The following is a 17,976-nucleotide window of genomic DNA, read 5'->3' as shown; positions in this document are numbered from 1 at the left end:
ATAAAAATATATGGTTTATTTATTATGGACGTCTTAAAGAAAGGTGATATAGATCAAAACCGTCAGCCACAGCGTAAATATCATACACATAGGAAAGCAACAGCTAAACCATAGCTTGAGTCACTTTATTAGCAATAACGGTAAAGAGGAATGTTAGATAAACAGACAACAGTAGGTGCAAAATCGCTTGCAGAGCAATCTTGGACAATAGACTTAGAAAAGGGATAGAGCAAGTAGATATAGAAAGTTGTTATTTGATAATCATAGGTAGAAAATCAATGTACAACTGACTTACAAGCTTAGCCACACCTTTGCGAAGTCGTCACTGCTGTCAGGTAGTTTACACATTCAATCTTTAAAAACGTCTTGATAGTTAAATAGGACACGATGATTCCTCCATAAGTTGTGGCTAACTGTCATAGACGACAGTAGCGGATTAATTGGGACAATTTATCGCTTGTAAAGACAAGCGCTATAAATCAATGAGGTAATAATAACGATTTAAAAATTAAAGTCAATAATTAATTTATATTTAATAGAAAAAACATAGGATACGTACATTTAATCAAGCACTTTAATTTAAAGATATATTGGTATTTTTTAAACCATAAAACTATTTATAACTTCAGCCAATAAAGCCGCAGCAATAATAATAAATATCACCCCGCAACCACGATTGAGCCAAGCCAAACGATTACCTACATCGAGCCAACTTGCCAGCTTTTTGCCGCCTAATGTATAAACAATTTGCCAAATCGTCTCGCTCAAAAACAAGCCGATGGTTAATAGGACATATTGCGGCCATAATGGCGCACTGAAATTGATAAACTTAGGAAAAAATGCCGCAAAAAACAAAATAGCTTTCGGGTTAGATAATGATACCCAAACACCAGTACGAAACAAGGTTGCGTTGTCTGGGACTATTTTGGTAGCAGCACTAGAGAGCGAACGCGGCGGCGGTGTATTAGGCGTGCTATCAACAGTATAATCTGCCGCTACCTCGGCACTCAACTCTTTAGCATCACTCATCAAACTACCATCACCAGCATCGCGCCAAGAACTAATACCCAAATAAATCAAATATGCTGCACCCACAGCTTTGATAATGGTCAGTAGCCAAGGTGATTGGCGACTGATGACATCCAACCCAAGCAGTGTCGATAGCAATAATACAAACAAGCCAAGACTTAAACCTGCCAATGTCCATAAAGTTCGCTTGACGCCATAATTCATGCCGTACTGAAACGCTAACAGCATGTTCGGACCAGGGGTCGCTGAGATAAAAAATGTACTTGCGAAAAATACTGCAAACAGATGCCAAGACATCAACCACCCCTACTTCGTTATATGTAAATAATTCTAATATAAACCGCTATACGACTTAAATAAGTCATCAAAAAATAAACACCGCCATTAAGACGGTGTAGCTTATATCTAGATAATAAAAAAGTCTCGTAACAGTAAAGCGCACGATACTGAGTGACAACTAAACTACTGCATAGACGACTGAGTCGTACAGCTATCTAACAGTTTCTTTAAGAACGCATCGCATCGTTCAATTTCGCTAATCGCTACATACTCATCCGCTTTGTGAGCCTGCTCAATACTACCAGGACCACAGATAATCGTTGGAATACCTGCATTGGTAAACTGACCGCCTTCAGTCGCGTAAGCTACCTTGTGTCGCTCATTATCACCTGTCAGTGCAGCTATTAGCGATTGTAGTTCATCACTATCACTATCAGTCATAGCCGGTACACCTACTGATTGTATCAGCTCAATACCAGTCTCTGGCGCGCGCGCTTGCATTTGCGCGTTTAGTTCAGCGACTTTGGCCTGAATGGGCGCTAGTATATCGTCTTGCGTCATGTGTGGCAGGTTACGATAGTCAAAGGTAAACTCGCATAGATTGGGAACGATATTGGTCGCGGTACCACCCTGTATCGTACCGATAGATATCGTTGAATAAGGCACATCAAACAACGCATCTCCATCATCACGCACACTCAACTTTTGAGCCAAGTCATCTACATAATTTACCAAACGGCTAGCGTAACTAATAGCATTGACACCTTGCGCCGTCAACGAAGAATGCGCCGACTTACCATGTACACGGCAACGATAAACAGCAATACCTTTATGCGCGACCACCATCGCCATATTGGTTGGCTCACCGACGATACAGTAATCAGGCGTAATGCCACGTGCTTTTAAATCAGCCAAAATCAATGGCGCACCCAAACAGCCAACCTCTTCATCAAACGACAACGCCAAATGCAATGGACGACGTAGCTGACCGTTATTCGATAGCTGTACCGCTTGTGGCAATACCGTTAGCGCACAAGCGATAAAACCCTTCATATCGCAAGCACCGCGACCATACAGCTTGTCACCACGTATCGTCGCTGTAAAAGGATCTGAAGACCACGCTTGCCCATCAACAGGCACAACGTCAGTATGACCAGATAAAACCAAACCATTATTGATAATATCAGCGTTTTCGCCAGCAGGTACAGTCACAAACAGGTTGGCCTTAGTTTTAGCCTCATTAAAGGTCAAATCCACCGTCAAACCTAACTGCTCGCAGTACGACTTTACATCGTTAATCAAAGCCAAATTAGAATCACGACTAACGGTATCAAAGGCAATAAGACGTGTTAGCCAATCAAGACTTTGGTTAGGATGCTCAGAATTTTTCAGTTGAACATCGTTGCTATTATCAACATCAACGTTATCGCTATTATCTTGGATCATAAAATATCCTTACTACAATTTTTCAGAACTCTGGTGTGTCAGAGCTGGCTTACGATGGATTGTTATGATTCATCACATCGACCACTGGTGGCATTGGTTTTGGCAGCTTGCCTTCTGCTTGTAGCTCTTTGGTTGTTTTGGCATCAATAGATAAACCAGCGATAAGCGCAATATCCTTGACAGCCTTGCGTTTACGCGTGGCAAAACTTACTGGCACTATACGAGCAAATTCATAGATATAAAGATAAGACTCTTCCCCGCCTTCAAAATCTTCTTCTTCCTCTAGACGGATTGCACCAATCTTAGCCAAATCAGATAGCATCTCATTTTCTTCACTGGTCAAACTACAATCGGTAATTCCAAAACCCGTCATAAAACCATTAGCCCACTGTTTCAACGCTATCACGCGCTCGTATAAATCATGTTCATCATCTGGGACGAGTGGCATATACGCGTAGGCATCATCGTTATCTTTCAGCTGAAACACAACGTCTTCCGCCTCCTCTGTCAGCAAAGTTAGTGCAGGCTCTGGTAGTGGGGCAAAACTTAGCTCCTCAAATACCTTAGCCCAAGTTGCCTCATCAGGTGCATTGCAAGCCGTCATAAGTCCTGTCATCATGCCATGCACTTCGCTGATAGACACGTCATTCCAGTCTTCAAACGCGGTTAGCCAAGTGTTCCAGCCAGAGATATTATCATTCATAATAGATGTCCTAGTAATTGATTACTGCTCATAAAATAAAGATAGTCACGATAAAATGTCAGGGACAAATCATCAATAAATAAAAGTGAAAAGATAAAGCCTGATGCTTGTAATTACTTTGTTGATATAGATATTATGCGGTCACCTATGGCATTATTAAATGCAGCGAACAAAATTCATTCACGCTTACTTGTTAAGGATAAAAACTGACTATGTATGATCAACTTAGAATATTAGAAAAAATGGTACTCGACATCAAAAAACAGTATCAGCTTGTCAGTGCTGAACTTAGCAGCTTAAAACAACACCCTGTTACTGATTCAAAAGAGTTTGCCGCCCTAAAAACCAAACTGGATGACAGCCATAGCGAACGTGACGGTGCCAAAAAAAAACTGAACGACCTCGATCAGCGCTATCAGAGTCTCGCAGAAGCGCATCATATGATCGGTGAAGAGCAAGACAAACTGCAAAAACAGATCAGCCAATTACAACAACAAAATAGCGAGCTGCAACAAGAAAATAATGAGCTAAAGCAGAAGTATAGCGACATCAAACAACAGAACAGTGAACTACAAAAGAAGAATCAACTGGCAGCTGAGCGTACGCAAGTCGTATTGCAACGCCTAACCCGTATCGATCAAGCAGAAGGCTAACGCGTTCTTGTAATAGAGAGCAACATACTGCTTATTGAACTACCAAATGCTATTTGTAAAATCTGATATTACTCATTTCACTGACCAAACATTGTAGGATTTATCATGACCGATGACAAAAGTAAATCGATAGACAAAAAACCAAAAGACGCTCAAGCGCCAAGTTCACCATTACCACCGAAAAAAAATACAACCACAGAATCAAACATATCCAGCACTATGGCACAATCTAATACCAAAACACCTGAACCACAAATCAAAAAAGTCGATATCGCGATTGCTGGGGTTACATACCCAATCTTTTGTCCCGTACACGAGCAAGAAGAACTGCTGTCAGCGGTTTCGTATATCAATAACTATGCGCTCGATCTAAAAAGAGACTCTCCAAGCCTCAGCCAAGAAAGCATACTGGTACTATGTTGCTTAAATTTGTATGAAAAAATCCACGCCAATCAAAGAAGTGATGAAGATCGTTTGCAGAAAAACAAACAGTCTGAGGCATTGCTTAATAAAATCATGAAAGACGCACATTCTATTTTGTAAATGCATCATGCTTTATTGAACAAATAAGCGCCCAGCCAATCAAGCTAGGCGCTTTTTTATAGTCAATCATTTATCTGTTTACGCATAAGGCTTATAGGTCTTTCCTGCATGAAAGTCTGCCTGATGCTCATAGTTGCAAAAGAACAGCTCCTGATTCGCTTCAACATCACCCTCGGTAACTGTGCTCGGTTTGGTTTCAAGTACACCACGATATTCAGCCAAACTGTTGCCACAAAAATCACACTGACGCGGTGTGATCACATCACCTTCTTTTGGCATCATACTTTTGGGTGGGCGCGGGTACATAAACTTGTAAAAAGCCCACATTGAAGCCCAAATAATGAGGATTACAATAATAACAGCAGCCACAGTAGTGCTCCTTCGATTACGGGTAAACGTAAAAAATAACGAAATCTATTAAATTAAGATTACTTAATGCGTTTTGATAGCGTAAATTTTACCGTCAATAATAGCGACAATACAATGCCTTTACCGTTTAATTCCTGATTGCACTATCTACCTAGTTAGATCCATTGGATAGCTGTACGAGCAAATCAATCAACTGGATAACAAAAAACCTGGCTATGGTAAGCCAGGTTTTCATCAAAAGTAACAGTCAAGTTAAAGTGATAATCAAGTTTAAGTAATAATCAGATTTTAGCAGGATTACAGCTGTAGCTCGCTGATATCAGCCACAGTCAAGAACAAGGCGCGAACCTGCTTTAACAATGCCAAGCGATTGTTTTTAAGCGCAGCATCTTCACTATTGACCATGACCTGATCAAAGAACTGTGTCAACGGCTCATCCAAGCTAGCAAGCGTTTGCAATACTTGCGTATAGTCAGCTTGCTCAAGCAATGGTTGTACCACTGTCTGTGCTTGCTTCACGCTCGCATATAGGTTTTGCTCAGCAGATTCAGATAGTAGCGCTTCGTTGACGGTATCAGCAACGCTCACTTCTGACTTGGCCAATATATTAGCAACACGTTTGTTTGAGTCAGCCAACATCGACGCTTGTGACAGCTCGCTAAATGCTTGCACGGCACGGATACGCTGATCAAAATCAAGCGGCATATGCGGATTAATCGCTTGCACTGCTTGAATCGTATCGACGCTAACGCCCTGCTCTGTATACATCGCACGATAGCGCGAATTTAAGAATGCCATAACTTGAGTAAAAGTATCGCCCATTTTGGCAATCTTGCTACCTTCAGCATCGCTATAGCCTTTAATCGCTTGCTCAACCAACGCTACTAGATTAATCGGCAACTGCTTTTCGATCAAAATACGTAAAATACCAATAGCAGAACGGCGCAAGCTAAACGGATCTTTTGAACCCGTTGGTGCTTGGTCAATCGCAAATATTCCAACCAATGTATCCAAACGATCAGCTAATGCTAAGCAAATTCCAATCGGTGTTTGCGGTAATACATCACCGCTGAACTTAGGTAGATACTGCTCTTCTAGACTGGCAGCGACCGCTTCTGGCTCGTCATTCAATCGCGCATAATAAGTACCTGCGATACCTTGTAATTCAGGATATTCGCCGACGAGCGAACTTGCCAAATCTGCCTTAGATAAAATGCCCGCGCGCACGGTTTCATCCACATTAATATTGTGGCCTTGCTGCTGCATTAACGTAGCGATGAATGCTGCAAGCTTAGCAATACGCTCAGACTTTTCCCAAATCGTACCCAGTTTATCTTGGAATACGCGATTTTTTAGGCTCTCTGTGAGCGCAAACAATGGCTGCTTTTGATCTTGCAAGAAGAAAAACTCTGCATCAGCCAAACGTGGACGCACAACCTTCTCATTACCTTCAATAATTTGGTTTGGATCTTTCGACTCAATATTGGTGATAAAGATGAAGTACGGCTGCAACTTGCCAGTTTTATCGGTTAAGCAGAAGTACTTTTGATCCGCTTGCATGGTTGAGATAAGTGCTTCTTGCGGTACTTGTAAGAAACGTGCTTCAAAGCTTGCGCGTAGTGCAATTGGGAAGTCAACAAGTGCAGTGACTTCGTCCAACAAATCTTGCGGTACGATGGCATCAGAATTAACTTCATCTGCCAATGCTTTGACTTGATTGTTTATTAGCATCTGACGCTTATCAAAATCTGCCACTACTTTTAGACCATCTAGCAATTGCTCATAGTCATTAGCGTTTTTGATATTATGATAGTCAGGGCTATGGAAGCGATGACCACGCGTTTGCGTACCAGTCTGATGACCTTGGATAGTGGCATCAATAACAGTATCATTTTGCATCAATACTACCCACTGGACGGGACGCACAAACTCGTTGCGGCTAGCGCCTGAGCGCATACGTTTAGCAATCGGCAAATTATCTAGCGCAGTTTGGAAAATAACTGGCAGCAATTCAGTGGTCGCTTGACCATGGATGGTTTGCTCATAACCGACATAATCACCTTTATCGGTGTTAATTGTTATCAGCTCGCTGGCCTCAATACCTAAGCCTTTGGCAAAACCCATCGCCGCACGTGTTGGATTGCCATCGCTATCAAACGCTGCTTTAATAGCTGGTCCGCGTTTTTGCTCAGTGCGATCAGGCTGCTTATCGCTAATGCCTTGAATTTGAATTGCCAATCGACGCGGCGCTGCAAAAGCTTTGATACTATCGAAGCTGATATCTGCTGCCGTCAATTGCTCGGTGACACTTGCTTGTAGCGCATCACGTAATGGCTTTAGGCTTTTTGGAGGTAGCTCTTCACACCCCAGTTCAAATAGAATAGTACTCATGGGATGCTCCTATTTATTATTAGTAGATTGGTTGGTGTCGGTAGTGTCTTTTGCTATGCCGTCTGTTGCCACGTCTTCTTTTGGCAAATACTTATCAAGCGCGGCTTGGCGATGTTCTTCATCAGCCAATGGGAAGCCCAATTTGGCACGAGCTTCAACATAACCAAAAGCAACCTTACGAGCAAGCGTACGTACACGTAGGATGAAACGCTGACGTTCAGTCACCGAAATGGCGCCACGTGCATCAAGCAAGTTAAACGCATGAGATGCTTTTAATACCATCTCATAAGCTGGCAATGGCAATCCTGCATCGACTAGCTTGTCCGCTTGTTGCTCATAAAAATCAAACATCTCACCCATCATTGGCACATCAGCGTGCTCAAAGTTGTAGGTAGACTGCTCGACTTCGTTTTGATGAAAGACATCGCCATACGTGACACGGCCAAACTCACCGTCTGCCCAGACCAAATCATAAACGCTATCGACGCCCTGTACATACATGGCCAAGCGCTCAAGTCCGTAAGTGATTTCACCTGTCACTGGGAAGCACTCAATACCACCGACTTGCTGGAAGTAGGTAAACTGCGTGACTTCCATACCGTTTAGCCAAATCTCCCAGCCCAATCCCCACGCACCAAGCGTTGGCGATTCCCAGTTGTCTTCTACAAAGCGCACGTCATGTACCAATGGATCAATACCAATAGCTCGTAGTGAATCCAAATACAGCTCTTGGATATTAGGTGGGTTCGGCTTTAGCACGACTTGAAACTGATAATAATGCTGCAAACGGTTAGGATTATCACCATAGCGTCCGTCGGTAGGACGACGTGATGGCTGCACATAGGCCGCATTCCAGCGCTCAGGACCTAACGAGCGCAAAAACGTCGCGGTATGAAAAGTACCTGCGCCGACTTCCATATCGTAAGGTTGCAATACCACACAGCCTTTATCGGCCCAATAGTTTTGCAAAGTTAAAATTAAATCTTGAAACGTCATCGGTTGAGAGTCTTTATCTTGTGTCATCAGGGTTATCGCTTGGGATGTCATAGTTTCGGTTTTCATAGTAAAGCCACTGTGAAATGAGTATTATTAAATAAATCTCTGATAGCGCTCGCGTGGCCTATTCGGCAACGGCTCTATCTGCCTGCTCACCTTACTAAAAATTGACTATTTTATCCATGTTTACGTCAACTAAATTTGCATACTAGGCATAAATATTCGGTTATATAGCGTATTTTCAGGTAAATCATCATAGAAGTTGCACTAATACAATAAATAAAAAAATACCCAAATGCGTTAGCATTCGGGCAGGAGGAAAATTGTGTCTTGGGCATCCTGATTGATCAGGCTTTTTATTTTTTAATGGTCTATTATTTTGAGCAGCTGCGTTTAACTTGGGCTTGTTTCTTCACTAATTTTAGGGCAACTTATTTTAAAGGACGGTTATCAAACTCCTATTATTGATAAGACTGACTGTTGGCTTTTGGCATAATTATCCATAAAAGAACATAAATCAATATACCTGGTACTGCTGCACTTAACGATGAAATTACTACAAATAATACTCTCACCCATGTTGGTGACCAACCAGCATATTCTGCAATGCCACCCATCACACCTGCTATCATGCGATTATTTGGTGAGCGATGTAATTTTGCTAACTTAGCCAAATCAAATACCTCTCTATTTTTTATTCTTGTTTATTCTATTTTCTGACTATCTTATGTATTCAGTCAAAATATTACTTTGCTGTGCTAACTTACAGACAAGTATATCAATAATTTAGGATTTATCTGTTGAAGGTGTAGCAGTACTTTGTGAGTTTATGCTACTCAAGCTTACCCTAATCTGTCGTAACACCATGCAAACCCCTGATTTTAAATATTTATTTCAAAATGTTTCAAAACTACCTTTGTTGCTCTAACCTTGCAGTTTACTTTCATATATCTTGTCACTTTTAGTTTAATCAAAGAGATAGACTCGCTCTATAACGCTAAAATTGAATCAAACCTTTGACGAGCTGAACAACTTCTTAGCTAACCAATGTATCTCAGTCAAAAGGACCCTAAATTAAAAAATATACGATTCTTTGTACGTTCGATATACCTTATTTTTACAATAACCTACCTGCAAATCATCTAAAACCTTTATACCATGCTGATAAACAACTTTGGTTTTCAAACGTTCTATGGTGAAAGCTGAGACATAGCCCGACTATTAGATAAAAACACCTCTACGAATCACATTAGAAGTAAGCAACGTAGTTGGTATTACAAGGCTTAATAGATTTCTACTTTTGATAATCTATATGATTTAGACAGCTTTGACCGTATTTTTAGAATAGACATAAAGCACTAAGATTAGGATAAAAAAATAATAAGGATAACTATGTACGACACTGGATTGATGATTGGACATTTCGAGCCCCTACATTTAGGGCAGATGCGCAGCATATTGGATGCAGCAGGACAAGCCAAGACATTGCACATCGTTATTATGGCGCATCCATCGCCTCATCCAAATTTTACCATCACCTTACAAGATAAAGCGCGTTGGCTACAGATGGCCTGTGCCGATTTGCCATTTATTCATATTCATACGACTCATGAGATCGAGCTACCGCTGCACGAGCATCTTTATAGTGCTAACAATGATATCAGTATCGATGTCGCTGCTAGTAATGCCAAATTGCAACGTTTGATGGACGCACTATCACTATCAGCAGAAACTGTGTTGTTTATGGCGGACAATCACCCACTCACTCGCAATGACATACAGGACCAGCTGCTTTTGCCAGTCGTTACTACACCGCTACAGCCTGACTTTGACTCTTATGCCATCGCTCGTAATCCAGTCGCCCATTGGTCAGCGCTTCATCCACAAGCACGTGTCGACTATACCAAAACCGTCGCTATCGTCGGTGGTGAAAGCTCAGGTAAGACAACGCTAGTCCATAAGCTTGCTAATTATTACGGTGCCAGCTTTGCCCTAGAAATGGGACGTCTGTATGTCGGTACTGATTTAGGCGGTAGCGAGGTCGGATTACAGTACAGTGATTATGGCCCTATTTGTCTTGATCATGCTCAAGCGATACGAGATGCTAAAGCCAATGCAACTGCCCCTATCACCATCGTTGATACTGACTTTGTCACTACGCAAGCATTTTGTGAAGAGTATGAGGATCGTACGCACCCTTTTGTAGCCGCTTGTATCGATGAGTTTCGTTTAGACCACACGATCATGTTAGACAACAATACACCATGGGTTGATGATGGCATGCGCTCTTTGGGTACGCCTGAGGCTCGTGGACGCTTTGAGCAACGTTTGATAGATATTTTCACACGTCACGATATTACGCCACATATGATTGATCAGCCTGACTATGACACTCGCTACCAACAAGCGTTACTATTAATTGATCAGTATATCTATGGCAAAAAATCATAACGTACACTGAGCGTATTTATAATAACTTATTTACTAGCACGTGTTATTCAGCTAGCGCATGACAGTTAGCAATGTATTGATATCAGTATTTACTTTGGGGAAAAAGCGATGCGTATTCAGCTATTGGACAACATCACCGGAAAATGGGCGATGCAATGGATTATTATTTGGTTTATTTGTGGGGTTATTGCCTTGTCCGCAGGTTTTTGGCTCACGACAGACCATACCACGCTTGATTGGTTTTATTTAGCGGTCTCGTTTATTGGTTTGATTTGCGTAGTCTCGCTGTCATTCCGCAAAAACGTCATGGGCAATGGCTTTGGTATGGGGGCAACCGCAGGGGAGGTCATCGTTCAGGCAACGTCTGGCGCAGTTGGTTTGATGCTTGCGCCACTATTTAACTTTTTTACCCATGTTTACGGTATTTTTTATTGGTCAAAGCATACCGATCCTGATGGCGACATGATGCCCAAATCAGCGAGCAAAGCAGTTTGGTTAATTACAGCCACATTTATTATCATTGGTCTCGCTCTTTTTCCTACGATAAATGATTTATTAGCAAGCTATGGCTATGCGGTTGTAGAAGATGATAACAGTAAGTTTCTAGGCTTTATTTCCTTCTTTTGGATTAACGTCATTGCGTTTGTATTATCTATTACCGCTCAGGCAGCTATGATTTTGCGCTATTCATTTAACTGGTGGTTATGGATTATCGTCAATTTTGTTTGGCTCATCGTGAACCTAATGTCTGGCAACTATATCTTTGCTATTCAAACTATGGTGTATCAAATAAACGCCTTTATCGGCCTGTATGAATGGCACCGCAGCGAGCGAGGATAACATGTCTCTTGTAGAAAAAACCCCTTGGGAGTTTGAATAAAATCTTGCTGATATGGCATCAATAGTACGAGTGAACTTGACTGTGCCGTCTATCAGATAACGTGGTAGACAGTCGCAATTAGTGCTACAACTGATGTTAACAATCATCTTCGTATTGATTTCAGTAGCGAGTGTCTGTTATTTATCTTATTTACTAACAGGGAGGTTAGTATGTCTCGTCAACCCAAAATGTCCAAACGTACGCTAGAGCAATGGCTTAGTGAGTACTCTGTCAGTCACCAAAACTTGGTCAATAAAAAAATCCATTGGCTATGTGTGCCAACCATCTTTGTCAGCCTGTTAGGTATGGGCATGTCGCTATCTGTATGGTTCACCTTGGTACTAAGCGCATTGGTGTTATTGTTTTATATGCGCTTATCTACGCCACTGTTTTTAGCAATGGGAATGTTTATTCTTATTTGTTTGTCAGTAATGGCAGCGATGCCGTGGGGCTTTAAAGCCTGGGCGGCGGTATTTATCGTTGCATGGATTGGCCAATTCATTGGTCATAAAATCGAGGGCCAAAAACCTTCTTTCTTTAAAGATTTACAGTTTTTGTTAATCGGTCCAGCATGGGTGGCTAACAGTTTGATGCAGCGTAAATAGTCGTCAATCTCTGTGTAATTTTTGCAAGAATTCAGCTTAGCTATAGGCCATTCGACAACCTATACAATCCTTACCCTCAATAAAAAAACGCCACACAGAAATTACTGAGTGGCGTTTTTTGTTTTACGTAAGCTTTGGGACTATTGGGCTTTTGAAACTATATAGAATCAACTACCCCCTCCTACGCACCAAACACTTTCATACGCTCTTCAACTGGCTTAAATGCCTTTTCGCCTGCTGGTTGCTCAATTGTTCCAAATACCAATTGTGCGTTGAGCGTCCAGTCTTTATCGATATCCCAAGCATTAGCTACTTTTTGATCGATTACTGGGTTGTAGTGCTGTAAGTTTGCGCCAACATCGATACTGGCTAGTGCCGTCCAGATAACATACTGATGTATGGCACTGGTTTGACTTGCCCAGATTGGGAAGTTGTCAGCATATAGTGGCGCTGCTTCTTGCATACCTCTAACAACTGCTTGATCTTCAAAAAACAGTACCGTACCAGCACCGTTACGGAAACCATTGATACGCTCTTTGGTCGGTTTGAACTTCTCTTCGTTACCAACGATTTCACGTAACGTATCTTCGGTCATGTCCCACAACTTACGATGGTCATCGCCAAACAATACAACGATACGCGTCGATTGCGAGTTAAACGACGATGGCGTGTGCAAAATAGCATGCTCAACTATTTTTATGATTTCATCATTAGATACTGGCAGTTGGTTACTTAGCGCATAGATAGAACGACGTTTCTCTGCAAGCTGCTGTAATGTTGTTAAATCTGACATAGTGTTTCTCCACGTTGTTAGTAGAATAGTTATTGATAAGAATAATTTTTAATATTTAATACGAGTAATTGTTGGTATAAACATTCTAATTGATAAATTGCATTGCTCTTCAATGGCTACACAAATAACGGCACTTCCATCACTAGTACACGGGCAGGTGAATCTACCTCCATCGTAAAGCTCTGAATATCCCAAATGCCTAGGCCGTCACGAGTAGACAGGACTTTATCATTTATCACGACTTCACCGCTGATGACAAATACATATACACCGTTGTTAGGATTATTTAACTGATAAGTCTCCGATATGCCTTCGTCAAAATCACCCATGCTAAACCAAGCATCTTGATGTATCCAAACCCCTGCATCATCAGCATTAGGTGATAGCACTTGGCTAAACTCGTTAGGTCGCATAATGTCGCTCATATGTACCTGTTGATAACGCGGTGCGACATCTGTTTTGTTTGGTATCACCCAAATTTGCAAAAACCTCACAGCATCTGCATTACTTCCATTCATTTCACTATGGGTAATGCCTGTACCCGCTGACATAACTTGGATTTCACCAGTCTCTATAATTCCTTCATTACCAATACTATCGCCATGAGCGAGCTTACCAGATAGAGGAATACTGATAATTTCCATGTTTCGGTGCGAATGTTTACCAAACCCTTTACCGCCAATGACAAAATCATCATTGATGACGCGTAAGACACCAAAGCCCATACGCTCGGGATTATAGTAATTGGCAAAGCTAAAAGTATGCCTGCTTTTAAGCCAACCATGATTGGCAGCGCCACGCGAATTTGCTGCATGATAAATTGTTTTCATTATCTATCCTTAGCTATTGATAAATTAACCAGCTATATATTTATTATTGATTAATATATTTAAACAATGAACCTATTATAATTATTAACTCTACATAGATAAACCAAGATAAATACAAATAACTGTTCTCTTTTTAAGAACAATCAGGGCGTTTTTAATATCCTATAAGCCCAATTCTTTATGACAGCTCTCTATAAGCCTATGAAACCTAACTTGTTTACAGCATGCCAGTCACGCCTACTGATTCCATATAGCCTTGAGTAGCGAAATAACCTGTCATCTTGCTAATAACTGCAAAAATAAAAACGACTGATAAAAGTAAACGACCGATCGATGCGCTCAATTACTATAACTTGTTCGTAATGACATTCCAAAACTGTGTTTAAGAAGTATTCGATTAAATGAAAGCGCTAGTATAGGCGTTGACTCACAAACGACAAGCAGCAATACTCACAAATATAAGTTCTTGGTTTAAGAACAATCATGAGGTATCGATAATGGGTCAATTAGAAGATATGGCAATGTTTGTACGCGTTGTCGAAGCAGGCAGTATTACCAAAGCAGCTGAGCAGTTAAACATTGCAAAATCAGCTGTCAGTCGCCGTCTCAAAGATCTAGAGGAACGTTTGGGCAACCAACTCATTAGCCGTACCACTCGGCACTCCAAATTGACACAAGCTGGTGATCAATATTATCAACAAGTCACTAATATCTTGAGCGCCGTTGATGCTATCAATGAATATACTACTGATGCCCCCATGCGTATCGAAGGCACGCTAAAGATGACAGCCCCATTATCCTTTGGGATTATGCATCTGAACGATATAATTGATGAGTATGCCCATCAGCACCCTAACTTAAAATTTGAGTTAGACTTTTCTGATCGGCGTATTGATTTGATCGAAGATGGCTATGAATTAGCCATTCGAATTGGAGCGTTGCGTGACTCTAGCTATCAAGCCAAGCAGCTTGCGTTGATTCGTTGTGTCATTTGCGCCAGTCCCGATTACCTAGCAAGAATGGGTACACCTGTAACGCTAGCGGATCTAGAAGGACATGAGTTTTTACAATACAGCCTTACTCAAACTAATAGTATAGAGTTGATGGATGCACAAGGGAAAAAGCATCATCGTAAGATAGATGCTAAAATCAAAGCCACTAATGGTGAGTTCTTAGTTGATTTAGCAGTCAAAGGTCATGGCATTACTTTTTTACCGTCCTTTATTGCTTATAAGAAATTGCAGCTGGGCGAGCTCGTACCTGTTTTGCAGCAGTATCAACTGCCTACCTTGAAGGCGTATGCGATTTATCCCAAAAATCGTTTTTTATCGCAGCGGTGTCGCTACTTGATCGATTTTATTGCAGAGCGGTTCGGTGATAATCCATACTGGGATTCTTTTTAATGGAATCTGATCAAGCAAGTTTATTCTTATGAAGAGTGTGCAGCCGTACTTAGTTTGAAAGAACGTCTACTGCTATAAAAATAAAGTACTTAGTCTTCTTAGCATATTACTCAGTGATAGCTGAGATTTTACTTCTCAGTTTCTTAGTCTTATACCTTGCTTCTGCTAATGCCATCTTATCTTGTGCCACCACGGTTAACACGCATGGTTTTCCAATATAGTCTGTTTTGACAAACAATATATTTCCAGAAGTAGCCTCAACGATAGTGATATTACACTTACCTTGTTTCATTTGGCTCGCGGATGAATCGCTCAACGCTGATAACGTACTACTCATCGCAGCAAACTTATCAGACTGGTTACTTAACTCGTTGATCGAAAAGCAACCGATAGGGAAGCCATCTGTGGTACAAAGGCTAACTAATATGATTTCTCTGTTTACCTCACACGTTGCTTTCATGTCCTTCAAGAGTTCAATTTTTGCTGGTGTTTCTTCGTTTCGTATGGTCATATCTTGCATTAACCTTGATTGTTCAGGGTATTAAATAGTGATAATAGAGACACGGCGGACTCTTTATTCCTAGGGTCAGTATTAATCACTGGCGCAACTATATCGTGCTGCATCAGCATGACTCTTATTTCTTGTCCGAGCACTGCCACACTTTGCTTATCAGCGTTTTCACAATGAGTAATACCAATGATACAAGTAGTCTGTTTTTTTGCTGGTGCAAAAAAATGTAGTAGTTTGTCTAAGTTGGCATAATCAGGTGTTTCACCATGCTTTACCAAGATGAGTAAGCCCCACAAAGAGTTATTTACGAACTCCCATAAAAATGAAAAACGTTCTTGACCTGGAACCCCATAAATACCCAATGCCATATCGTCAGATAAGGTTATTCTTCCATAATCAATACCGACTGTGGTGTACTCTTTACCAATCTCAATACTAGACTCTGCTTCTGTCTCAAAAGGACTTATTTCACTTAAAGTCTTGACCATTTGAGTTTTTCCGGCGCCCACTTCACCAATGATAGCTAGCTTCTGATAATTCAATTTTTTACCTCATTCCTAAGAATTTTTTGATCGCACCATAAAATTTGTTAGGCTTTTTTTCACTAACCTTTTTCTCATCTAATGGCTGTACATCTGTCACATCCAGTATACCTGATAGCTCAAAGCCTGATATCATTTTTGTGACTTGATCAAGTGAGCCAAACTCTCCACTGTTTATTAGCGCATCAAATGGATACGGTTTATTAGTTAGTTTGACACATAAAGCTATAATCAGTTGAGGGTTACTCTCATGATTTAAATCAGGCCAAGCCAATAACTTAAGACTTCTGCCTTTATAGTCCTTTTGGAGAACGGTGTCAGATTTTTGTATATCAAAGAAGGGTTGAATACGTTTTGTGTGCTGTTCATTGAAGCCATTTAAAAGAGCACTGTTATTTTCGATAAAAGTATCAAAAAAAGTGCTTTGATCTACAAAGTCAAATACGCTGACACCCCAGTTCTTAAAACTACGCTCTATCACATTTTGATCAAGAAAAACCCAAATATCTTCATGTCTAGGATCAGCTGCTATCTTGGCCATTAACTTGTCTACTTCAGCAGAAGGACCTTCGAGCACTTGAAGGTACTGCCCTTCACGGTAGGATATGATGCCAGTGATTTGTGATTCTGGATTATGCTTACTAGAAACTGTAATAATATCTGATAACCCAGTAGGCATACGAATACTGCGGTCTTGAATAGGCACCCTGCTGACATATGCAACACATTTCATTTTGCCACCACTTGATAAAACATCCGAAACTTCATTAAAATTTTATGTACCGTCATAAAACATTAATTCGTTATATACCGTACATATATAACGAAATTAATTATACTACTCATATTTCCAATATATTGAGTAATAAAGAATATTACATAAACCAGCTACTGGCTTAATTAATTTTAGCTAATTTACACTTCTAATTTCTTTTCTATTGATTGTACTTTGCGGCGCGCCAATGCAAGGTTCGCTTTTGATTTATCAAGTACTAAATAAATAAACAAATCTTCATGGCTAGCTGTAGGACGAATGATATGTAGCTGAGACTCTAGTGTAATCAGCATATCTTCAATTTCACCTTTAATATCTAGTGACTTCATTGTTGCTACTTTTGCCTTTACTACCTGAGAGTTACCTGCTGCAGCCAACTCCAAATCAACACCGCCACCAGTCATACCTAGTACCATGCCTGACATATAGTCAACGATACAAGCACCCATAGCACCATCAAGATCCATTAGTTCTTTTAAAGACTCATTGATATTTGACATACTTTATTCCTATTCATTTGTTTGTGTTTAGATGAGGTAATTTTCTTTTGAGAACACTCATACAATTCAATAGCACCAAAACTTATTAAGCTTATCTGCTATCTAACTATTAGCAAAATTTAAATTCATTTATTAATAGTTAATAAGTTCGTGATAATTTAATAAAATAATTAAAAGTGTTTTCGGTACAGAAATCATAGCGTACTTTTATATAAAGCCAGATTCCCGTAGTGACATCTATTATATCCCACATAACAACTAGAAACACATTTACACC

Annotated in this window: 20 protein-coding genes; 6 read left to right on the top strand and 14 right to left on the bottom strand. The window is 40.6% G+C overall.

Annotated features, from left to right (window positions below; all coding sequences use genetic code 11):
* Positions 1-600 precede the first annotated feature (600 nt).
* From ACT3QN_RS13390 to ACT3QN_RS13380, 3 genes are all read right to left on the bottom strand, one after another.
* Positions 601-1,326, bottom strand: a complete 726-nt coding sequence (locus tag ACT3QN_RS13390; RefSeq protein ID WP_444522936.1) for a LysE family translocator — start codon at positions 1,324-1,326, stop codon at positions 601-603.
* A gap of 165 nt (positions 1,327-1,491) precedes the next feature.
* Complete coding sequence (argE, locus tag ACT3QN_RS13385) at positions 1,492-2,754, bottom strand: acetylornithine deacetylase (RefSeq protein WP_444522937.1); 1,263 nt, start codon at positions 2,752-2,754, stop codon at positions 1,492-1,494.
* Positions 2,755-2,803: 49 nt separating this feature from the next.
* Positions 2,804-3,457 (bottom strand): UPF0149 family protein, encoded by a 654-nt coding sequence (locus ACT3QN_RS13380; RefSeq protein WP_444522938.1) that lies wholly within the window; start codon positions 3,455-3,457, stop codon positions 2,804-2,806.
* Between the two features lie 212 nt (positions 3,458-3,669).
* On the opposite strand from ACT3QN_RS13380, the gene ACT3QN_RS13375 reads away from it, so the two are divergent.
* Complete coding sequence (locus ACT3QN_RS13375) at positions 3,670-4,110, top strand: hypothetical protein (RefSeq protein WP_444522939.1); 441 nt, start codon at positions 3,670-3,672, stop codon at positions 4,108-4,110.
* A 105-nt stretch (positions 4,111-4,215) separates the two neighbouring features.
* Positions 4,216-4,653, top strand: coding sequence for a cell division protein ZapA (locus tag ACT3QN_RS13370; protein WP_444522940.1), 438 nt, complete (start codon positions 4,216-4,218; stop codon positions 4,651-4,653).
* A gap of 78 nt (positions 4,654-4,731) precedes the next feature.
* Here the strand turns inward: ACT3QN_RS13370 and ACT3QN_RS13365 are convergent, their stop codons facing one another.
* The 4 genes from ACT3QN_RS13365 to ACT3QN_RS13350 form a co-directional block, all read right to left on the bottom strand.
* Positions 4,732-4,980: a hypothetical protein gene (locus tag ACT3QN_RS13365; RefSeq protein ID WP_444520355.1), complete on the bottom strand. Its 249-nt coding sequence runs from the start codon at positions 4,978-4,980 to the stop codon at positions 4,732-4,734.
* 339 nt (positions 4,981-5,319) lie between these two features.
* Positions 5,320-7,413: a glycine--tRNA ligase subunit beta gene (glyS, locus tag ACT3QN_RS13360; protein ID WP_444522941.1), complete on the bottom strand. Its 2,094-nt coding sequence runs from the start codon at positions 7,411-7,413 to the stop codon at positions 5,320-5,322.
* A 9-nt stretch (positions 7,414-7,422) separates the two neighbouring features.
* Positions 7,423-8,409, bottom strand: a complete 987-nt coding sequence (glyQ, locus tag ACT3QN_RS13355; protein WP_444522955.1) for a glycine--tRNA ligase subunit alpha — start codon at positions 8,407-8,409, stop codon at positions 7,423-7,425.
* A gap of 461 nt (positions 8,410-8,870) precedes the next feature.
* Positions 8,871-9,083, bottom strand: coding sequence for a PspC domain-containing protein (locus ACT3QN_RS13350; protein ID WP_444522942.1), 213 nt, complete (start codon positions 9,081-9,083; stop codon positions 8,871-8,873).
* A gap of 718 nt (positions 9,084-9,801) precedes the next feature.
* On the opposite strand from ACT3QN_RS13350, the gene nadR reads away from it, so the two are divergent.
* From nadR to ACT3QN_RS13335, 3 genes are all read left to right on the top strand, one after another.
* Positions 9,802-10,860 carry a multifunctional transcriptional regulator/nicotinamide-nucleotide adenylyltransferase/ribosylnicotinamide kinase NadR gene (gene nadR / locus ACT3QN_RS13345; RefSeq protein WP_444522943.1) on the top strand — a complete coding sequence of 353 codons (1,059 nt, stop codon included), beginning with the start codon at positions 9,802-9,804 and terminating at the stop codon, positions 10,858-10,860.
* Between the two features lie 108 nt (positions 10,861-10,968).
* Positions 10,969-11,700, top strand: coding sequence for a nicotinamide riboside transporter PnuC (pnuC, locus tag ACT3QN_RS13340; RefSeq protein WP_444529289.1), 732 nt, complete (start codon positions 10,969-10,971; stop codon positions 11,698-11,700).
* Between the two features lie 210 nt (positions 11,701-11,910).
* Positions 11,911-12,345, top strand: a complete 435-nt coding sequence (locus tag ACT3QN_RS13335) for an Mpo1 family 2-hydroxy fatty acid dioxygenase (RefSeq protein ID WP_444520226.1) — start codon at positions 11,911-11,913, stop codon at positions 12,343-12,345.
* 181 nt (positions 12,346-12,526) lie between these two features.
* Here ACT3QN_RS13335 and ACT3QN_RS13330 read toward each other — a convergent pair whose 3' ends face one another.
* The 3 genes from ACT3QN_RS13330 to ACT3QN_RS13320 all read right to left on the bottom strand — a co-directional run bounded on the left by ACT3QN_RS13330 (position 12,527) and on the right by ACT3QN_RS13320 (position 14,311).
* The gene (locus ACT3QN_RS13330) at positions 12,527-13,138 is read right to left on the bottom strand and encodes a nitroreductase family protein (RefSeq protein ID WP_444522945.1); all 612 of its coding nucleotides are present in this window, start codon (positions 13,136-13,138) and stop codon (positions 12,527-12,529) included.
* 116 nt (positions 13,139-13,254) lie between these two features.
* On the bottom strand, positions 13,255-13,968 hold the full coding sequence (locus ACT3QN_RS13325) for a pirin family protein (RefSeq protein ID WP_444522946.1): 714 nt from the start codon (positions 13,966-13,968) through the stop codon (positions 13,255-13,257).
* A 217-nt stretch (positions 13,969-14,185) separates the two neighbouring features.
* Entirely contained in the window at positions 14,186-14,311 is a 126-nt protein-coding gene (locus tag ACT3QN_RS13320) for a DoxX family membrane protein (protein ID WP_444522947.1), read from the bottom strand.
* Positions 14,312-14,465: 154 nt separating this feature from the next.
* Between ACT3QN_RS13320 and ACT3QN_RS13315 the strand changes: the two genes are divergently transcribed.
* Positions 14,466-15,371: a LysR family transcriptional regulator gene (locus ACT3QN_RS13315; protein ID WP_444522948.1), complete on the top strand. Its 906-nt coding sequence runs from the start codon at positions 14,466-14,468 to the stop codon at positions 15,369-15,371.
* A 106-nt stretch (positions 15,372-15,477) separates the two neighbouring features.
* Here ACT3QN_RS13315 and ACT3QN_RS13310 read toward each other — a convergent pair whose 3' ends face one another.
* The 4 genes from ACT3QN_RS13310 to ACT3QN_RS13295 all read right to left on the bottom strand — a co-directional run bounded on the left by ACT3QN_RS13310 (position 15,478) and on the right by ACT3QN_RS13295 (position 17,699).
* Entirely contained in the window at positions 15,478-15,882 is a 405-nt protein-coding gene (locus tag ACT3QN_RS13310; protein WP_444522949.1) for a roadblock/LC7 domain-containing protein, read from the bottom strand.
* Between the two features lie 8 nt (positions 15,883-15,890).
* Positions 15,891-16,424: a GTP-binding protein gene (locus tag ACT3QN_RS13305; protein WP_444522950.1), complete on the bottom strand. Its 534-nt coding sequence runs from the start codon at positions 16,422-16,424 to the stop codon at positions 15,891-15,893.
* A gap of 4 nt (positions 16,425-16,428) precedes the next feature.
* Complete coding sequence (locus ACT3QN_RS13300) at positions 16,429-17,157, bottom strand: BLUF domain-containing protein (RefSeq protein WP_444522951.1); 729 nt, start codon at positions 17,155-17,157, stop codon at positions 16,429-16,431.
* Positions 17,158-17,339: 182 nt separating this feature from the next.
* Positions 17,340-17,699 carry a roadblock/LC7 domain-containing protein gene (locus tag ACT3QN_RS13295; RefSeq protein ID WP_444520233.1) on the bottom strand — a complete coding sequence of 120 codons (360 nt, stop codon included), beginning with the start codon at positions 17,697-17,699 and terminating at the stop codon, positions 17,340-17,342.
* Positions 17,700-17,976 lie beyond the last annotated feature (277 nt).

Origin of the sequence: Psychrobacter sp. AOP7-C1-14 (assembly GCF_052376135.1) — a bacterium.
GTDB lineage: Bacteria > Pseudomonadota > Gammaproteobacteria > Pseudomonadales > Moraxellaceae > Psychrobacter.
Note: the sequence above shows the minus strand (reverse complement) of the source record. Positions and strands in the feature narration are given on the sequence as shown.

Coding starts and splice junctions, on each gene's coding strand:
- ACT3QN_RS13330 (WP_444522945.1), bottom strand. CDS start 13,138: ATGTCAGATTTAACAACATTACAGCAGCTTGCAGAGAAACGTCGTTCT.
- argE (WP_444522937.1), bottom strand. CDS start 2,754: ATGATCCAAGATAATAGCGATAACGTTGATGTTGATAATAGCAACGAT.
- ACT3QN_RS13310 (WP_444522949.1), bottom strand. CDS start 15,882: ATGACCATACGAAACGAAGAAACACCAGCAAAAATTGAACTCTTGAAG.
- glyQ (WP_444522955.1), bottom strand. CDS start 8,409: ATGACGTTTCAAGATTTAATTTTAACTTTGCAAAACTATTGGGCCGAT.
- ACT3QN_RS13375 (WP_444522939.1), top strand. CDS start 3,670: ATGTATGATCAACTTAGAATATTAGAAAAAATGGTACTCGACATCAAA.
- pnuC (WP_444529289.1), top strand. CDS start 10,969: ATGCGTATTCAGCTATTGGACAACATCACCGGAAAATGGGCGATGCAA.
- ACT3QN_RS13295 (WP_444520233.1), bottom strand. CDS start 17,699: ATGTCAAATATCAATGAGTCTTTAAAAGAACTAATGGATCTTGATGGT.
- ACT3QN_RS13300 (WP_444522951.1), bottom strand. CDS start 17,157: ATGAAATGTGTTGCATATGTCAGCAGGGTGCCTATTCAAGACCGCAGT.
- ACT3QN_RS13335 (WP_444520226.1), top strand. CDS start 11,911: ATGTCTCGTCAACCCAAAATGTCCAAACGTACGCTAGAGCAATGGCTT.
- ACT3QN_RS13315 (WP_444522948.1), top strand. CDS start 14,466: ATGGGTCAATTAGAAGATATGGCAATGTTTGTACGCGTTGTCGAAGCA.
- ACT3QN_RS13390 (WP_444522936.1), bottom strand. CDS start 1,326: ATGTCTTGGCATCTGTTTGCAGTATTTTTCGCAAGTACATTTTTTATC.
- ACT3QN_RS13325 (WP_444522946.1), bottom strand. CDS start 13,968: ATGAAAACAATTTATCATGCAGCAAATTCGCGTGGCGCTGCCAATCAT.
- glyS (WP_444522941.1), bottom strand. CDS start 7,413: ATGAGTACTATTCTATTTGAACTGGGGTGTGAAGAGCTACCTCCAAAA.
- ACT3QN_RS13370 (WP_444522940.1), top strand. CDS start 4,216: ATGACCGATGACAAAAGTAAATCGATAGACAAAAAACCAAAAGACGCT.
- ACT3QN_RS13380 (WP_444522938.1), bottom strand. CDS start 3,457: ATGAATGATAATATCTCTGGCTGGAACACTTGGCTAACCGCGTTTGAA.
- nadR (WP_444522943.1), top strand. CDS start 9,802: ATGTACGACACTGGATTGATGATTGGACATTTCGAGCCCCTACATTTA.
- ACT3QN_RS13365 (WP_444520355.1), bottom strand. CDS start 4,980: ATGTGGGCTTTTTACAAGTTTATGTACCCGCGCCCACCCAAAAGTATG.